Origin of the sequence: Lactiplantibacillus daowaiensis (assembly GCF_005405085.1) — a bacterium.
GTDB lineage: Bacteria > Bacillota > Bacilli > Lactobacillales > Lactobacillaceae > Lactiplantibacillus > Lactiplantibacillus daowaiensis.
The window spans coordinates 25,576-43,223 of the sequence record NZ_BJDJ01000006.1; the positions used below are offsets into that span (position 1 = coordinate 25,576).

Genomic DNA, 17,648 nt, shown 5'->3' on the forward strand with positions numbered 1-17,648 from the left:
GTCGGTAACCATTAAGTGAAATTTGATTAAAAAGTAAGGGAGTATGTATTGATGCAACAACGAAAAACGAACGTCATGGCCGTTACGGTCGCCATCTATGTGGCCACGTTCATGAGCGCGATTGAAGGGACGATTGTTTCAACGGCCTTGCCAACGATCGTTGGTGATTTGCATGGGGTCGCTTTAATGAACTGGGTGTTCTCGATTTATCTATTAACGAATGCCATGATGACGCCGATTTATGGTAAGTTAACTGATTTAATTGGTCGTAAACCAGTGATGCAAGCGGGACTCTTGATTTTTATTGTGGGTTCGATGATGAGTGGCTTATCCGATTCGATGCCAACGCTAATTTTTTGGCGGGCCATTCAAGGGATTGGGGCCGGGGCATTGATGCCAGTCTCAATGACGATCATTGCTGATATTTATTCATTTGAACGACGCGCGAAAGTCTTAGGCTTTAATAGTTCAGCTTGGGGGATTGCCTCCGTGTTAGCGCCGTTAATTGGGGGCTTGATCGTTGATAAGTTAAGCTGGCACTGGATTTTCTTCATTAATGTGCCAGTTGGGTTGATTACGTTGATCTTATTCCAAGTCTATTTACGTGAACCTAAGCGTCACAATAATGTCAAAGTCGATTATTTAGGTAGTTTTTGGTTAATGCTATTTTTACTAGGCTTAATGCTTAGTTTCCAACTCTTAGGGAATGCCACGATTAATTGGGCGACCGTCGTGATTGCTTGGGTCGTGAGCGCCTTGAGTTTATGGCTCTTTATTCGACGGGAAAGTCATACGGATGAACCAGTGATTTCGCTGAAGCTATTTAAGAATCGTACGTTTGTGATTCAAAATGCTGTTGCTGCTCTAATTAGTGGTTTTCTAATGGCGGTCGAAGTGTATATTCCAACTTGGACGCAAGGTATTTTGGGCGTGCCAGCGTCATTAGCTGGTTTCGCGGTCACGCCAAGTTCATTGATGTGGATTATCGGGTCCTTTGTGACTGGTCGGTTGTTAGCCAAATGGACCCCACGCCGGATCATTTATTTGAGTTTGGCCTTTATTGCGGTCACGGGGATTTGTTTAGCCTTGATTCCAGTCACAACGGCTTTTGGTTGGTTCTTCTTAATTACCGCGGTTGGTGGGATTGGATTCGGGATTGTGATTACCGCCACGACGGTTACGTCACAACACTTGGTTTCGCCTAAAACTGTTGGGGTGGCCACATCATTTAATACATTAAGTCGGACGATTGGTCAAACGTTGATGATTTCAGTCTTTGGGATTGCGTTAAATGTTGGCATGAACCATGGGATTGCACGGCATCCAGGCACCAATATGGCGATGATGAACAAATTGATCAATCCCCAAACGGCCACTGAATTACCAGCTAAACTACTGCCAACGTTACGCGGTATTTTATATAATGGCTTGCATTGGGTTTATTTAATTGCGTTGGCCTTATTGGTTATCGCAGTAATTGTCAATACGCTAGACCGCGGGCCGCAATTGACCGCGGCGCAACATGCTGAAAAGTTACATCAACGTGAACGTGATGAAGCGAAAGACTAAAGTTTTATGCTGGTCGCTAGGCGTGGTGATTATTTTATTAGGCATTGGACTAGGTGTCTTTAAGGCCAAGGAATATCAACCGAGTTCAGCGGCGACTAATGCCGCGACTAGTGCAAAAATTACAAAAAAATATACGGTTTTTAAAGGGCAATCCACCAAACCTGCCGTGATCTTTTATCCCGGAGCGTTAGTGGCACCGAATAGTTACAGTGTTTGGGCGCGACAATTGGCTAAGCACGGCTATACTGTGTATTTGATGCATTTTCCACTCGACTTAGCGGTATTAGCCGGTAATCGGGCGGCGGCCGTGCCAACTGCAGCGCGCAAAAATTATGTCATTGGGGGGCATTCCCTCGGTGGTGTGATGGCAAGTCGTTATGCGGCGGTACATCCCAAGGGGTTAATGGGGATCTTTTATTTGGCGAGTTATCCAGATAAAAAGGGTTCTTTAAAGGCGACCACTTTGCCAGCCTTATCGGTAACCGCTAGTCGGGACGGTGTGTTGAACTGGACGAGCTATCGTCAAAGCAAACATTATTTACCAGCAGAAACGCAGTTTGTCACTTTAAAAGGGGGCAATCATGCGGGCTTTGGCAGTTATGGTCACCAAAAGGGGGATCATACGGCCACCATTAGTACTCACCGGCAGCAGCAGCTCGTTGAAACAACGTTGTTGCAGTGGTTAAGGCAACTTAAATAAGCATGTGTTTTAGTGCAAAAAAAGTCATCGCAATCGTTACTGTTGCGGTGACTTTTTGTGATACGCTTAACGTTTTTGAATAGCCAACAAGTAAGGTGGCTGATGGACTTGATTGAGAAAGCCGTAGCGTAAGACTTGAAACTGGTGTTGATCAAGCTGGGTGACATGGTCTAATACCGCTTGGGCTTCTTGTTCACCACCAGGATGGCCGGCGTAGACGAGTAAAATAATCACACCGTTGGTCGCTAACCGTGATTCTAATGCTTGTACGGCTGTTAAAGTTGTCGTTGGCGTCGTGATAATCGTTTTATCACCACCGGGTAAGTACCCGAGATTAAAAATGGCACATTTAATCAGCTGATCGGCAGGAATGACGGTTGCTAATGTTTCGTGACCGGCCTTAGTTAACGTGACTTGGTGTTCTAAGCGTTCGGCCTTCAAGGCATCTGTCGTGTGTTGAATCGCCGCTGCTTGAATATCGAAGCCAAAGACGTGACCGGTTGGCCCCACTAACTTGGCTAAGTAAACCGTATCGTGGCCGTTACCAACGGTGGCATCAACGACGGTATCACCAGGATCGACAACTTGGTTGATCAAAGTATGACTGAACGCTAGCGCAGAACTGAGTTGAATGATACTTCACTCCTTTGATGAATTTTGGTGCGTTGACTGATAATTGAGTGGACCAGTCCGGCGACCGGTCGTTAAACGAACACTTAAGTAAAGTAAACAACAGCCGAGGATTAGGCCACCAACCGTATCGCTAGGATAATGGACGCCCACGATAATACGGCTGACCATCATGAGGCCCACTAAACTAGCACCAATCCCGAGTAGCCACCGTTTTAAGCGGTAGCGGTTTGGCCATAAGTCCCAAGCAATCACGATAAGACTACCGATTAAGAGGGTCGTTGATGTTGAATGACCACTGGGGTAACTGTAGCCGCCAATTTGGACGAGTCGCCAAGCGGTTGGTCGCGGTCGTTGAATGATTTGTTTGACGAAGTAATTACCATAACCGCCAAAGATCCATGTATTGATCCATAAAAATATCGTGGCTCGGGGTTGTTTTAACATAAGTAGGCCCAATCCTAAGACGAGCGTGATAATCGTCAAGTTATGTGGATTACCCAGTTGGGTGTAACCGACCATCAGTTGCTGAAACCACTGTGGACTATGGTGAAGCGGTAGGGCGATAGCTTGGTCGAAATCATGAATAAACTGGGCTGGTTGCGCCACTAACCCAGTCCAAAAGAACCAAAACGCGGTCAAACCAAGCATCCAAAAGTCTAGGGGTCGCCATTTATGTCGGGTCATCGCCCCACCTCCGTTAAATTTATCTCAAACTATTATAGCATTCAATCATTTTACCGTTAATAAAATACAAATTAGATTATCTGAGACGCTAGCGACGCGCTTGGCTTAGCCGGGGAATCACATGGAATATTTAGCCAGAGCGCTTGAATAATCCCGTGGGGTTTGCTACCATGAGAACTAATAACTTTGCGACTCTGACAAGGACTAGTAGTCGGCGATGATTTTCAGAAACTCCGTGGCAGTTGAAAACGGGGATTCATGGCCGATGAACTCACCTTCGAGTCTTCCGGCTGAATGAAGTAGGTACGGACGTGGTTTCGCGTTAAGATTCCCAAGAAGCCACGACTATCGTGGAATCATAGGTGGTACCGCGGAACCCCGTTTCGTCCTATAAGCGCTGTTTGCTTATAGGCTTTTTTTGTCTAGAGTGTGAAGGAAGGCGGGTTGCCAGTGACCCTGGCGTAGCAAGCGGAGCTGGCTGCCTGACTGAACACGTTTCGACTAAAAAACAAGAGACTACTCCAAAATCAACGCAAACGCCTCAGGTAAGTCAACGTCAACACTAGTCCAAAGTTAACCATCGCAATGCTAGTTACATAGCAGGCACAAGAAAGGGGCACTATTATGGCATACAACCATAAAGTCATTGAACACAAATGGCAACATTATTGGAGAGTCAATAAGACTTTCAAGGCACAAGACGGGACCGATAAGCCAAAGTATTACGCTTTGGATATGTTCCCTTACCCATCTGGTCAAGGGTTACACGTTGGGCATCCAGAAGGCTATACCGCCACAGATATTATGTCGCGGATGAAACGGATGCAAGGATTCAACGTGTTACATCCAATGGGCTGGGATGCCTTTGGGTTACCTGCTGAACAATACGCTTTAAAGACTGGGCATAATCCTAAGGACTTTACGGCGAAAAATATTAAAAACTTCAAGCGTCAGATTCGGTCATTGGGTTTTTCATATGATTGGGATCGCGAAGTGAACACCACGGATCCAAGTTACTACAAATGGACCCAATGGATTTTTGAACAATTATACAAAAAAGGTTTAGCCTACGAATCTGAAACGTTGGTTAACTGGGCCCCTGATATGATGGGTGGGACCGTGGTTTCTAACGAAGAAGTAATCGACGGTAAGACCGAACGGGGCGGCTACCCAGTCTATCGGGTCCCAATGAAACAATGGAGCTTGAAGATTACAGCGTATGCTGACCGTTTGATCGATGACTTAGATGATATTGATTGGCCTGAAAGCATCAAAGAACAACAACGTAATTGGATTGGTCGCTCAGTTGGGGCATCCATTCGCTTTAAAGTGGCCGGTGCTGAAGACCAGCAAATCGAAGTCTTCTCAACGCGTCCAGATACGTTATACGGGGCAAGTTACTTAGTCTTAGCACCTGAACATGAGTTAGTTGAACAATTGACAACACCGGAACAAGCAGCCGTTGTTAAAGCTTACAAAGAACAAATCTCAACTAAATCTGATCTCGAACGGACTGATTTAAACAAGGATAAAACCGGGGTCTTCACGGGTAGTTATGTCGTTAACCCAGTTAATGGCGAAAAATTACCAATTTGGATTGCTGATTATGTCTTAGCTTCTTATGGGACTGGGGCCGTCATGGGTGTACCAGCGCATGATAGCCGTGACTTTGAATTTGCGCAAAAATTTGACTTGCCAATCAAACCAGTCATTGCTGGTGAAAACGATTATGACAAGCAAGTTTATACCGAAGATGGTGAACACATCAACTCCGGTTTCTTGAATGGCATGGCAACGAAGCCCGCCGTTGATAAGATGGTGGATTGGTTAGTTAAACATGATGCTGGTGAAAAGAAGGTCAACTATCGACTACGCGACTGGATCTTCTCACGGCAACGGTATTGGGGTGAACCAATCCCAGTGATTCATTGGGAAGATGGCGAGACCACGTTAGTACCTGAAGATGAATTGCCATTGCGGTTACCAGCGACTAAGAACTTGGAACCTTCTGGGACCGGTGAAAGTCCATTAGCCAATATCGATGACTGGGTCAATGTCGTTGATGAAAACGGCCGTAAAGGGAAACGTGAAACGAACACGATGCCACAATGGGCTGGGAGTTCGTGGTACTTCTTACGTTACGTTGATCCACATAATAAGGAAGCATTAGCGGATTACGACAAGTTGAAGTACTGGTCACCAGTTGACTTGTATGTCGGTGGGGCAGAACATGCGGTCTTACATTTACTTTATGCGCGGTTCTGGCATAAGTTCTTGTATGACTTAGGCGTCGTGCCAACTAAGGAACCATTCCAGAAGTTAGTGAACCAAGGGATGATCTTAGGTGATAACCACGAAAAGATGTCTAAGTCACGTGGCAACGTCGTTAACCCTGATGATATCGTCGACCAATACGGTGCCGATACGTTACGGTTATACGAAATGTTCATGGGCCCATTAGAAGCTTCAATTCCTTGGAGTACGGATGGGTTACATGGGGCCAACAAGTGGATCGAACGGGTTTGGCGTTTGATTATTGATGATAATAATCATGTGCGGGATCGGGTCACGACCATTAATGACGGTAAGTTAGATAAAATTTATCACGAAACCGTTAAAAAGGTGACGGAAGATTATGAAGCCATGCGTTTCAATATCGCCATCTCCCAAATGATGGTCTTTGTTAATGAAGCCTATAAAGTCGATGATTTACCAGTGGTTTACATTGAAGGCTTAGTGAAGTTATTAGCCCCAATCACGCCACATTTATCTGAAGAATTATGGGCCTTGTTAGGTCACGACCACACCGTTGCTTACGCTAGCTGGCCAACTTATGACGAAGCCAAGTTAGTTGAAGATACGGTTCAAATCGTGCTCCAAGTTAATGGTAAAGTTCGTTCACATGCGGAAGTTGCTAAAGACATGGACAAAGATGCGCTTGAAAAGTTAGCGTTAGCTGATGAAAAAGTGCAAGAATTTATCGATGGTAAGACGATTCGTAAAGTGATCGCTTTGCCTGGCAAATTGGTTAACATTGTTGCCAACTAAGTTAAACGTATAATCGAGTGTGCTAAAGACCGATATTAAATCGGGGTTTAGCACACTTTTTATATCGTTAGGTATCATGGCGATTTGTAGCTTGACGTTAATTTGAGCATCTACTAAACTGAGTTTGACTATAAAATAGGGGGGCATTACAGGATGAAACGGTTAAAAAAGGGGCTCATATTAGTAGCTGGCTTATTGTTAGGGGGACTAGTTGGCCCGACGCTGGCACAGGCACAGGCACAATCATTGACGGTAAAGATTGGTAACGCGACGGTCTCACGGGATTATTTACAAGCTAGACCATATTATCAGGCCAAACAGCCTGTCAAGCTGACCGTTACGACGATGACCAGTCAAGGCCAAGATGCGGTGAAGACCGTGACTTTGCCGAAGGGGACCGTTGTGTCAGGCGATGCGATGGGCAAAGAATTGTGGCTTAATCGCGGCAGTCAGTTGAGTTATCAGCTTTTGAAAAGAGTCTATGCAACGAAAACCAAGCCTGCACCGGTCGTGACGACGATCACCGCTAAGAAGCGGTACTTTCAACGGGCCAAAACGCCAAGTTATATGCCAACTTGGAGCCAAGGCGACTTATATTTAGGCGGCAAAGCGGCGGTTCAGCACTTTGTGGCGACTAAAGTTGTGCGGTTGACAGCGGATGGTTATTTGGAAGTCCACACTGTTAACAGTACCGGTACGATAACTGTTAAACCAACCAGTGCCGCAAAGCTTACCAAGACGACGGGGACCAAGTCCGTCAAAAACTTATATTTTAGTCAACGGGTTAAAGGCGTGACGATGAAGCAGGTTGCTAAGGCCGGGAAGGCCAAGTATCGCTTGCAATTGAAGAATTTACATCAGCCACAATATACGCCGGGCCAATCAGACGATGACATTCCGTATGCCTATTACAGCCTATACAGTTTAGGTGGTAAGACTTATTATACTAAGATTGCGGAAGAAGCGATGTAGTGAAAACTGCTAACTGACCGCTGGGACGCGCGCGTTTAATTGACTTCGACTATTACGACAAACAGTCGTCACCAAAAAAGGTGGCGGCTGTTTATATTTGTGGGGCGCAATTTAAGCCGCCATGGTGTTAGTTAAGGTTCGATTAAAGTCGCGGTTAACCTCAGAATTGAATTGCATGTTCGCTATATTTCATCTAAAATGGTTAAGATTGAACTAAGAAAGTGGGTTAGGAGAACATGTCTGAGGAATCGAAAGCAAATCAGTCACAAAATCCGCACATGAATTCGGAGGCTGACGCGCATCAAAAGATGGTCCGTGGTTCAGCATGGATGACCGCCGGTAGTCTGTTTTCGCGGATTTTGGGGGCCATTTACATTATTCCCTGGGTCATGTGGCTCGGCAATGACTACGCGCAGGGGAATGCATTGTATGCAAAAGGCTATAACATCTATAGCTTCTTCTTGTTAGTCGCCATTGGTGGGATTCCATCTGCCATTTCTAAACAGGTTTCAGAATATAATGCCATGAATGAATATGGCGTTGGCCAACGACTGTACAAACGGGGCCTCTTGTTGACCACGGCGCTCGGGATTTTAGCGGGCTGCATTTTGTGGTTCGGGGCGCAACCCATTGGTTTTATCTTTGGGGGTAGCGATCCGCACATGATCCCGGTCTTGCGTGCGTTAGCGATTGCATTGGTGATTATTCCATCGATGTCTCTAACGCGGGGATTCTTCCAAGGGTATCAACAAATGGCACCATCCGCGGTCTCTCAATTTGTGGAACAAGTCTTTCGCGTGGTTTACATGTTAGGCGCAACGTATTTTATCATGCGGGTACAACGCGGCGATTGGGTCAATGCCATTACGCAATCAACGTTTGCCGCCTTTGTGGGGGCTGCTGCTAGTTTCTTGTTGTTGGGTTGGTATTATTACCGCCAACAACCGGAATTGAACCGTTTAGCCGCACAAAGTGATAACAAATTAGTGATTCCGGTTTGGCAGTTGTTTAAAGACATTATTATCCAAGCCATTCCATTTATTGTGATTGATACGGCAACGACGGTCTTTAACTTATTTGACCAAGCAACGTTCCAACCAATCATGCAACATTTCTTCCATATGAAAGTTTCTGTGATCAACACGTTGTACGCACTCTTTGCGTTTAACTCTAATAAGTTGGTCATGATTATCGTCTCTTTGGCGTCAGCGATTGCGATTACGGTCGTCCCATTGTTGTCAGAATCACTTGCGGCACATAACTTAAAGCAAATCCGCAAACAACTCGAAGATGCGTTGATTTTGTTCCTCTTTATTATGATTCCAGGGTCATTAGGGATGGCCGCAGTGGCTTATCCATTGAACACGCTGTTTTATGGTTATGACGAACTTGGCGCTTTGATTTTACAAATCTCAGCTTTTACAGCGATTTTACTCGGACTATTTACCGTTGTTTCGGCGTTAATGCAAGGCTTATCGCGAAATCGAGATGTGATTCGGTTTTACTTGATTGGCTTGGCGGTTAAATTAATCGTCCAAGTGCCATGTGTGATCTTCTTATCAGCTGCTGGGCCGTTAGTGGCGACAGCAATTGGGATGGCGGTTTCGAGTCTCTTGATTCTTTATGACTTAGAAGTTAATTTTGGGGTGCGGTATGCCAAGCTTTTACCAAAGGTCAATCGAATTTTGATTTATTCGATTTTTACGTATTTAGCGGCGACAATCGTGGTCCATGGGTTAAACTTAGTATTAAATGAACAAAGCAAATTGCAAGCGATGGTTATTTTAATCTTAGCAGTGGCTGCCGGTGGGGCGGTCTATGCTTACTTTGCTTTGAAGTCCCACTTAGCTGATCTGATGATTGGCAGTCGGGCAGCCGGGTTACGGCGGAAACTACGAATTAAGTAGGTGCATTATGCGAATTGATAAATTTTTACATGCGATGCGAATTGGGACGCGAACCCAAGTACGGCGGTTGATTAAAGATGGCCATATTAGTGCAAATGGCGAACGCGTCTTGTCAGGCAAACAACAAGTGAACCCCGTCAGTGACGCAGTTTTCTTAGATGATGAACAAGTACGTTATCAACAATATTTTTATTATGTGATGAATAAGCCAGTTGGCGCGATTACGGCGACAGTGGATGCGACGGATAAGACGGTCTTGGACTTATTTAACACGACGGATTACCGGGATGATTTATTCCCAGTTGGTCGGTTAGATAAGGATACCGAAGGCATTTTGTTGATTACCAATGATGGCGCGTTATCACACGCGTTATTAGCACCGGCCCATCATGTGACCAAAGTTTATGAGGCAGAAGTCACTGGTGAAATCACCGCTGAACAAGTTGCTGGGTTTAACGAGGGGATCACGTTAAAAGACGGGACCCAACTCCAACCAGCCCAAGCTGAAATCGTGGCATTTCACGAAATCGAGAATTTCACGACGATTCGAATCATGATTCACGAAGGTAAATATCATCAAGTTAAACGGATGATTGGCACTTTGGGTGAACGGGTCGTGCAATTAAAACGCATCAAATTTGGGTCATTGACGTTACCAGTCGGCCTATTAGCGGGTAACTATCGGGCCTTGACAGAAGCTGAATTAACGGCTTTAAAGGCCGATGCGGGTCAAACTGAATAAGGAAAAGTGGTCGCTGACAAATTTGTCAGCGGCCACTTTTTTTACAATTGACTATAGTGATGCATGTATTTCGGAATTTCGGCACTGATTTGATGCGGCAAGACCACGTAGCGGGTTTGTGCTAAGTCATCAGCAATCGCACTGTGTAGATAGACGGCACTTAAAATGGCGTGGTTAAAATCAGCAAATTGGGCTAAAAAGCCACCAACCATTCCAGCTAACGTATCACCCATCCCACCAGTTGCCATTGCGGGGGACCCACCGGGATTGCGCCAAGCTTGCGTACCAGCGTAAATCGTGGTGCGATGGGCTTTGACAACGGCCGTTACGTGTAAGCGTTGTGCTGCAACTTGGTTGGCAGCTGGGGTTTGATCAGCAATTTTTAGCCCACTTAGGCGTTGCCACTCCATTTGATGGGGCGTCACGACGATGGGACTAGCGGGTAACGGTTGGGGATTAGCGGCTAGTAAGGTTAAAGCAGAGCCATCTAATACCAATCGTTGTTGGACGGTCACATGAGTCAAAACCGTGGTTAAAACGGTTTCGGCACCAGGTTCAGTCCCCAAACCCGGGCCAATGACAATGACGTCCATACCTTTTAATAAGGCCAGTAGCTGTGGCGTGTTTTGATAATCCATGACCATTGCCTCTGGTAATTGGGCATGGAGGCTGGTGAAGTTGCTAGGATCAGTCGCCACTGTGACTAAGCCGGCGCCACTGTATGTTGCTGCGGTGGCAGCCATGATGATGGCCCCACCAAAATTTTGATTGCCGCCGATGAGCATGATGCGGCCGTAAGTTCCCTTATAAGAATCAGCGGGCCGTTTGATAATGGTTTGTTTGACTAAGTCAGTCGTGATAGTTTGCATAAGTCGCCCTACTTTCTCGATTACAAGTTTAGTATAGCAGACCTGATAGCGGTTGCTTCAAATTATTAACTTTGCGTCACCTATGATAAAATTAAAGTAATAATAGAATTGGGAGGAACCAAAAGATGACAATTGATTGGTCAGCAGAAGCAGCTAAACATAAGGATGATTATTTAGCTGATTTAACCACCATGTTACGGGTACCAAGTTTTCGCGATGATAGTAAGGCAACAGATGATGCGCCTTTAGGACCAGGTCCTAAAGAAGCCCTAGTGACGTTTTTAGACATTGCCAAACGCGATGGCTTTAAGACTAAGAATATTGATAACTTAGTTGGTTATGCTGAATATGGTGAAGGCGATGAAACCTTGGCTGTTTTGGCCCATGTGGATGAAATGCCAGCTGGTAATGGTTGGGATACAGATCCATTTGAACCAACGATCAAAGATGGTAAGTTGTATGCGCGGGGCGCTTCAGATGACAAGGGCCCTGGGATGGCCGCTTATTATGGCTTGAAGATGGTCAAAGAACTTGGCTTGACCTTAAACAAGAAGGTCCGGTTTATTGTTGGGACTGATGAAGAAAGCAATTGGACTGGGATGAAACGGTACTTTGAAGTTGAACCAGCACCAACGTTAGGTTTTTCACCAGATGCTGAATTCCCATTGATCAATGGTGAAAAGGGGAATGTGAGCTTACAAGTCCACTTTGGTAACACGGATACCGGCGATTATAACTTGGTTTCATTTGATTCCGGGTTGCGGGAAAATATGGTGCCACGTGAAGCGGTTGCCATTGTCTCAACAGATGATAATGAACAATTAGCGGCTGACTTTACGGCTTACTTGGACGAACAACCCGTTATTGGTGAATTGACGGTTGTCCCTGAAGGGGTACGCTTGGAAGTTATCGGTAAGGCCGCTCATGGGATGGAACCACGCAACGGGATCAATGCCGGGACCTATTTGGCAACCTTCTTGAACCGTTATGCGTTTGCTGGCGATGCACAACACTTTATCGCGTTTATTGCCGACAAATTGCATGATGATTCACGGGTCAACCAATTAGGCTTAGCCTTTACCGATGATGTGATGGGTGACTTGACGATGAATGTCGGGTTACTCCATTTTGACCATCAAAATGGTGGCGATTTGACCTTAAACTTCCGTTATCCAAAAGGGATTGAACCTGAAACCTTAACTAAGGGTGTGATGGCACAATTACCAACTGGGGCAACGGTCAGTCAAGGGAGTTTCATGGTGCCACATTATGTTGATCCAGAAGATCCAATTGTCAAAGACTTAATGGATGTTTATCGTCGGCAAACTGGCGATACTGACTCACAACCTGAAATCGTGGGTGGTGGGACTTACGGTCGGATGATGAAGCGTGGGGTTGCCTTTGGGGCCTTATTCCCACATACTGAAGACACCATGCACCAAGCAAACGAATTCCAACCAGTAGATGACTTGATGGCTGCTATGGCGATCTATGGTGAATCCATTGCAGTACTCGCAACTGACAAGTAAAACCTTTTAAGGAGGGAATTGCCATGACTAATTACCAAAAGATTCTCGTCGGCGTCGATACTTCCCCGCAATCACAATTGGCTTTAAATAAGGCGATTGCGATTGCCCGTCAAAACCAAGCTGCTTTAGATATTGTGACGATTATTAACACGGAAAAGTTTATCGGTATTACACAAGGACCCATGGGATTTGGTGCGGCAACTCCACAACTCTTAAATGATTTAACAACGGAATTAAAAGCGAACTTAGCGAAGGCCCGGCAAACAGCCGTTGACGCTGGTGTCAGTGACGTCCAGGTGCATTTACACTCTGGCAACTCTAAACTGCTACTGGCGACTGAACTACCGGCTTTGTATGGGACAGATTTGATCATTGTTGGTGCGACTGGCTTGAATGCAGTTGCCCGGATCTTGATTGGTTCTAACGCTGCCTATGTGATGCGTAAAGCAACTTGTGATACGTTAATTGTACGGACGGATTTGGCCCAGCAAACAGTAGACCAGCCTAAGCGTAGTACGCGTAAAGTATAGTAGTCTTTTTTGAAGCTCGATTGACTAGGAAAGCCTAGTTGATCGGGCTTTTTATATGTCTTTCTGAAAATAAAATGGTGATTTGCAATCATTTTACATAACTCATACGTAATCTTTACATCATAACGATGTTTTCGAAACGTTCATCTGGCATGCTTTAAGTAGTGATTGGTAAGTTCAAATCACAAATAAATGACATGAGGGAGTCAGCCTTTATGGGAATTGAATTGCAAGGTATCACTAAGTCGTATGGACATGATACACAGCCAGTTTTAAGTGCGGTTAATGCTGAGATTCAAGATGGTGAATTATTTGTGATTGTCGGGCCATCAGGTTGCGGCAAGAGTACATTATTGCGCATGATTGCGGGGATTATCCCAATATCTGACGGTATATTGAAGATCAATGGTCAGATTATGAATGGGGTCCCACCGAAAGACCGGAATTTATCGATGGTCTTTCAGAGCTATGCACTCTATCCCTTTTTAAATGTTGCTGACAACGTGGCCTTTGGCTTAAAAGCCCGTAAAATGGCGCCGGCTGAAATTGAGCAGCGGGTAACTGAAGCGCTGACAATGGTTAATCTGACGGAATATCGTGACCGCAAACCACGTGAACTTTCCGGTGGTCAACGACAACGGGTGGCCTTAGCACGCGCCATTGCGAGTGATTCTAAGATCTGTTTAATGGATGAACCGTTATCTAACTTGGATGCGCAATTACGCGTGCGGATGCGGGCTGAAATTTGTGAGCTTCAACGGCAACTTAATTTAACTTTGATTTATGTCACTCATGACCAGACTGAAGCGATGACCATGGCGGATCACGTCATGGTGTTAAATGACCAACATGTGCAACAAATCGATACACCATTGGCCATTTATAATCATCCGGCCAATCATTTTGTTGCCCAATTCTTTGGCACCCCCCAGATTAACTTGTTATCGGCAATGACCTCGGGAACCGCTGCGTCAGCACAATTAGTTATTGATGACGACTTAGAAATTGAATTAGATCAGCCATTAGCTGCCGGACGGTATACAGTTGGTATTCGGCCGAATGAGTTGCAGTTGACCTCGGTCGCTGATCAGGCCGGTAATGCCACGGTGATTAACGTTGAAGCTTTAGGTGATCAAACAATTATTGAGGCAATTTTAGATAATGATGTGGAAGTTCGGGTGGTTGCAGCTGGCCAAATGCAAGTGGCCCTTGATCAACGCGTGACGATTACCGCGTTAGGCCCCGCATTTGTTTTTGGAACCGATGACACGTTGATTGCAGAACAAAGGGGGGCTAAAGATGCTCGAGTCGCTACCGTCAACTAAACCGCAACAACCAACAAATCATCATCCTTTTACCAAACAGTCGACGACAACTAAGGTGGCTAGTTTTGAGTTACGAAAGAATGATAAGTATTATGCCTGGTTGTTCTTAGGACCATCGTTGTTACTATTAGGCGTGTTTGTCTTTTATCCGATGTTGCGCACCTTCTATTTGAGTTTGTTTTTAACGAATAATTTTGGTCAACCGACCGTCTTCGTCGGTGTACAAAATTATCTTAATTTACTGAAATCAGCCCCGTATTTGGCGAGTTTAAGAGCGACGGTGACGTATGTGGTGGGTGTCGCTGTTTTAACCTTAGTTTTGGGATTATTACTCGCGGCAATGGCGAATCAAAAGTTACGAGGAATTGGCTTTTTTCGCACGATCTTTACTGCGACAATGGGTGTTTCGGTGTCGGTCTCAGCTATTTTCTGGTTGTTTATGTTTAATCCCACGACCGGTGTATTAAATCAAATCGTTATGTTCTTTGGCGGTCAGCCGATTGCTTGGTTGACGAAACCAGGTTGGGCGATGGTCGCCGTGATCGTCACCAGTGTTTGGATGCATCTAGGCTTTACCTTTTTACTTTTCTTTGGGGCCTTACAATCGGTGCCTAAAAGCTTGTATGATGCGGCTGATGTTGGTGGTGCGTCAGCATGGTATCAATTTTGGCATATTACGTTGCCAATGATTTCACCGACCATGTTTTTTGTGGGGGTCGTGACGTTGATCTCAGCTTTTAAGAGTTTTGGTCTGATTGACTTGATGACGGCGGGTGGTCCAACTGATGCTACTAATTTATTGGTTTATCGTATTTATAAAGACGCTTTTATGAACGGTAATTATGCCCAAGCTAGTACTGAATCAATTATTTTAGCCGTTATTATTGCCGTCATTACCTTAGTGCAATTTAAACTACTAGCGAAACGGGTGACTTACTAATGGAAAATGTCTCTGTACAACAAGCACAACGACAACGGCGGTTGGGGAACAGCCTGAAGTATTTTGGATTGGTGTTGTTGGCACTGATCGTGATTTTCCCCTTTGTTTTGGGCCTATGGACGAGTTTTCTCCCATCGATGGATATCGCTAAGGGATCATATTGGAGTACTCACTTGTCGCTGAATAATTACGTTGCAGCCTTTACCAAAACCAAGATTTTGCGTTATTTATTTAATAGTCTAGTCATCTCAACTTTAGTCATGATTGCGCATGTCTTTTTCTGCTCGTTAGCTGCATATGCGTTTGTCTTTTTAAAATTTAAATATCGCGATGCACTGTTCTATATTGTCTTGGCCACAATGATGCTACCGTTTGAAGCGGAAGTGATTCCTAACTTCACAACCGTTAGACAACTAGGGTTGCTCAATCATTATGCGGTCATGATCATCCCATTTTTGACATCAGCATTTGGCATCTTCATGCTGCGCCAAGCCTTTTTACAAATTCCGGCGGATTTAAAAGCGGCCGCTGATGTGGAAGGTCTTAGTCATTGGCAATTTTATTGGCAAGTCACGTTGCCATACAGCAAGATTAGTTTGGTCACGCTAGCGGCCTATAGTTTTCTAGGTAGTTGGAATCAATATTTGTGGCCGATGTTAACAACATTTAGTGATCATTTACGTCCCGTACAAGATGGGTTACGTCAGTTACAGTCAGAAGAAACTTTCAATGATTGGGGGATGATTCAAGCTAGTGCGGCGATTGTTGTGGTGCCGACTTTAATCGTCTTATTGATCGGTCAACACTACTTCAAATCAGGATTGAATGCGGGGGCTGTCAAATGAAAGCTGTCCAAAATCTCTTTAAAACCTATTGGCAAGTGCTTGGTGTTGTTGGGTTAGTCATTATTGGCTTTAGTATTTTCGGTTACGCTCGGACTCAAGTGCAAGCCGCTTCTAGTCGAATTAAAGTGGTCTTTTGGCATGAGATGAAGGGACCAGGTCAGCAACAGTTGAACGAATTCATTGCAGCGTTTAACAAGTCGCAGTCGAAGTATGAAGTGGTACCACAATTTCAAGGCAGTTATAACGCTGTGATTCAAAAGGTGATGAATACGCATGGGACTTCCGCGTCGCCGGCTGTTTTTCAGTCTATGGATATCTCGACGAGCCAAATGTATCATAGTGGCTACACGGTACCGGTCCAAAAGTTTATTGACCGTGACCATTATGATATTGATCAAATTGCATCAGTCGCGCGTGGCGTGGCAACTCGAAATGGCAAATTGTTGGCGATGCCATTCAACACCTCACAAACCACGTTGTTTTACAATGCTGGACTATTTAAGAAATACGGTATCAAACCATTACCGGTTAGCCCAAGTTATAGTGATATTTCCCGGGTTTCACAGCAGTTATATCAAAAGTCTAACCATCAAATAAAGGGCATGAGTGTCGAAGCATATTCTTGGTTATTTGAACAATTTTTATCGAATGCCAATGAAGAATTTGCCAACCAACACGATGGGCATACTGGTATTTCAACGAAAGTTAACTTTACCGGGCCAGTCGCACTTGAATCAATGAAGTGGTTACAGGGGCGGGCTAAAGCTGGTGATCTGATGAATTATGGTGATGCCAAGAATGAAACGGCGGCCTTTTTATCCGGTAAATTAGGGTTGTTTATGCAGTCATCTGCCGATACGAGTTTATTGATTAAAGGACTTGGGAAAAATCTCGGTGTGACCTATTATCCCCACCCAGATGGTGTGAAACCAAATGGTATCTCGGTCGGTGGGGCGTCATTGTGGATCGCCAATGATAAATCGGCCGCCGTTCAGGAAGGGGCCTGGGAATTCACCAAGTTTTTAGTAAATGCGCAAAATCAAGCCAAATGGGAAAAAGCAACGGGCTACTTGGCGATTAATACGCATTCAGCCAAAGAACCCGTGCTGAAAAAATTATATGCGCAATACCCCATGACGAAAGTACCGGGTGATCAACTACGCAGTGCTCAGGCTAATTATACGAACTCGGGTATTTTTATCGATGGCGTGATTGCGGCGCGAGCCTTGATTGAAAATGCGATGCAGCAAATTTATGCGGGTAAAGATGTCTATCAATCATTGAAAACGGCTGAAAATTCTTACAATAAAGTGTTAAAATCAACTAACCGGGCCAATGGTCGCGGATAAGCGGAA

Annotated in this window: 15 protein-coding genes and 1 other annotated feature; of the genes, 12 read left to right on the top strand and 3 right to left on the bottom strand. The window is 45.0% G+C overall.

The window, feature by feature from the left end:
• The first annotated feature begins 51 nt into the window (after nt 1-51).
• The gene (locus FFM75_RS05155) at nt 52-1,569 is read left to right on the top strand and encodes an MDR family MFS transporter (RefSeq protein WP_137628126.1); all 1,518 of its coding nucleotides are present in this window, start codon (nt 52-54) and stop codon (nt 1,567-1,569) included.
• Entirely contained in the window at nt 1,553-2,269 is a 717-nt protein-coding gene (locus FFM75_RS05160; protein WP_137628127.1) for an alpha/beta hydrolase, read from the top strand. Before FFM75_RS05155 ends, FFM75_RS05160 begins: the two co-directional genes overlap by 17 nt.
• Nucleotides 2,270-2,335: 66 nt before the next feature.
• On the opposite strand, the gene mnmM is transcribed toward FFM75_RS05160, so the two are convergent.
• Entirely contained in the window at nt 2,336-2,905 is a 570-nt protein-coding gene (gene mnmM, locus FFM75_RS05165; RefSeq protein WP_479686864.1) for a tRNA 5-(aminomethyl)-2-thiouridylate-methyltransferase MnmM, read from the bottom strand.
• A 3-nt stretch (nt 2,906-2,908) separates the two neighbouring features.
• On the bottom strand, nt 2,909-3,586 hold the full coding sequence (locus FFM75_RS05170; RefSeq protein ID WP_137628128.1) for a phosphatase PAP2 family protein: 678 nt from the start codon (nt 3,584-3,586) through the stop codon (nt 2,909-2,911).
• 185 nt (nt 3,587-3,771) lie between these two features.
• Nucleotides 3,772-3,980, top strand: a binding site (T-box leader).
• Nucleotides 3,981-4,210: 230 nt separating this feature from the next.
• Here FFM75_RS05170 and leuS point away from each other — a divergent pair.
• From leuS to FFM75_RS05190, 4 genes are all read left to right on the top strand, one after another.
• Nucleotides 4,211-6,634 carry a leucine--tRNA ligase gene (gene leuS / locus FFM75_RS05175; protein ID WP_137628129.1) on the top strand — a complete coding sequence of 808 codons (2,424 nt, stop codon included), beginning with the start codon at nt 4,211-4,213 and terminating at the stop codon, nt 6,632-6,634.
• Nucleotides 6,635-6,787: 153 nt separating this feature from the next.
• Complete coding sequence (locus FFM75_RS05180) at nt 6,788-7,606, top strand: hypothetical protein (RefSeq protein WP_137628130.1); 819 nt, start codon at nt 6,788-6,790, stop codon at nt 7,604-7,606.
• A 236-nt stretch (nt 7,607-7,842) separates the two neighbouring features.
• Nucleotides 7,843-9,513, top strand: coding sequence for a putative polysaccharide biosynthesis protein (locus FFM75_RS05185; RefSeq protein ID WP_137628131.1), 1,671 nt, complete (start codon nt 7,843-7,845; stop codon nt 9,511-9,513).
• A 7-nt stretch (nt 9,514-9,520) separates the two neighbouring features.
• Nucleotides 9,521-10,255, top strand: a complete 735-nt coding sequence (locus FFM75_RS05190) for a 16S rRNA pseudouridine(516) synthase (protein WP_137628132.1) — start codon at nt 9,521-9,523, stop codon at nt 10,253-10,255.
• A 41-nt stretch (nt 10,256-10,296) separates the two neighbouring features.
• Here FFM75_RS05190 and FFM75_RS05195 read toward each other — a convergent pair whose 3' ends face one another.
• Nucleotides 10,297-11,124 (bottom strand): NAD(P)H-hydrate dehydratase, encoded by an 828-nt coding sequence (locus FFM75_RS05195; RefSeq protein WP_137628133.1) that lies wholly within the window; start codon nt 11,122-11,124, stop codon nt 10,297-10,299.
• A 125-nt stretch (nt 11,125-11,249) separates the two neighbouring features.
• On the opposite strand from FFM75_RS05195, the gene pepV reads away from it, so the two are divergent.
• From pepV to FFM75_RS05225, 6 genes are all read left to right on the top strand, one after another.
• Nucleotides 11,250-12,653 carry a dipeptidase PepV gene (gene pepV, locus FFM75_RS05200; protein ID WP_137628134.1) on the top strand — a complete coding sequence of 468 codons (1,404 nt, stop codon included), beginning with the start codon at nt 11,250-11,252 and terminating at the stop codon, nt 12,651-12,653.
• 23 nt (nt 12,654-12,676) lie between these two features.
• Entirely contained in the window at nt 12,677-13,183 is a 507-nt protein-coding gene (locus FFM75_RS05205) for a universal stress protein (protein WP_137628135.1), read from the top strand.
• Between the two features lie 215 nt (nt 13,184-13,398).
• Nucleotides 13,399-14,508 (top strand): ABC transporter ATP-binding protein, encoded by a 1,110-nt coding sequence (locus FFM75_RS05210; RefSeq protein WP_137628136.1) that lies wholly within the window; start codon nt 13,399-13,401, stop codon nt 14,506-14,508.
• On the top strand, nt 14,483-15,448 hold the full coding sequence (locus FFM75_RS05215) for a carbohydrate ABC transporter permease (protein ID WP_137628137.1): 966 nt from the start codon (nt 14,483-14,485) through the stop codon (nt 15,446-15,448). The genes FFM75_RS05210 and FFM75_RS05215 overlap by 26 nt, the downstream gene beginning before the upstream one ends.
• Entirely contained in the window at nt 15,448-16,293 is an 846-nt protein-coding gene (locus FFM75_RS05220) for a carbohydrate ABC transporter permease (protein WP_137628138.1), read from the top strand. The genes FFM75_RS05215 and FFM75_RS05220 overlap by 1 nt, the downstream gene beginning before the upstream one ends.
• Nucleotides 16,290-17,642, top strand: coding sequence for an ABC transporter substrate-binding protein (locus FFM75_RS05225; RefSeq protein ID WP_137628139.1), 1,353 nt, complete (start codon nt 16,290-16,292; stop codon nt 17,640-17,642). Before FFM75_RS05220 ends, FFM75_RS05225 begins: the two co-directional genes overlap by 4 nt.
• Nucleotides 17,643-17,648: the final 6 nt, after the last annotated feature.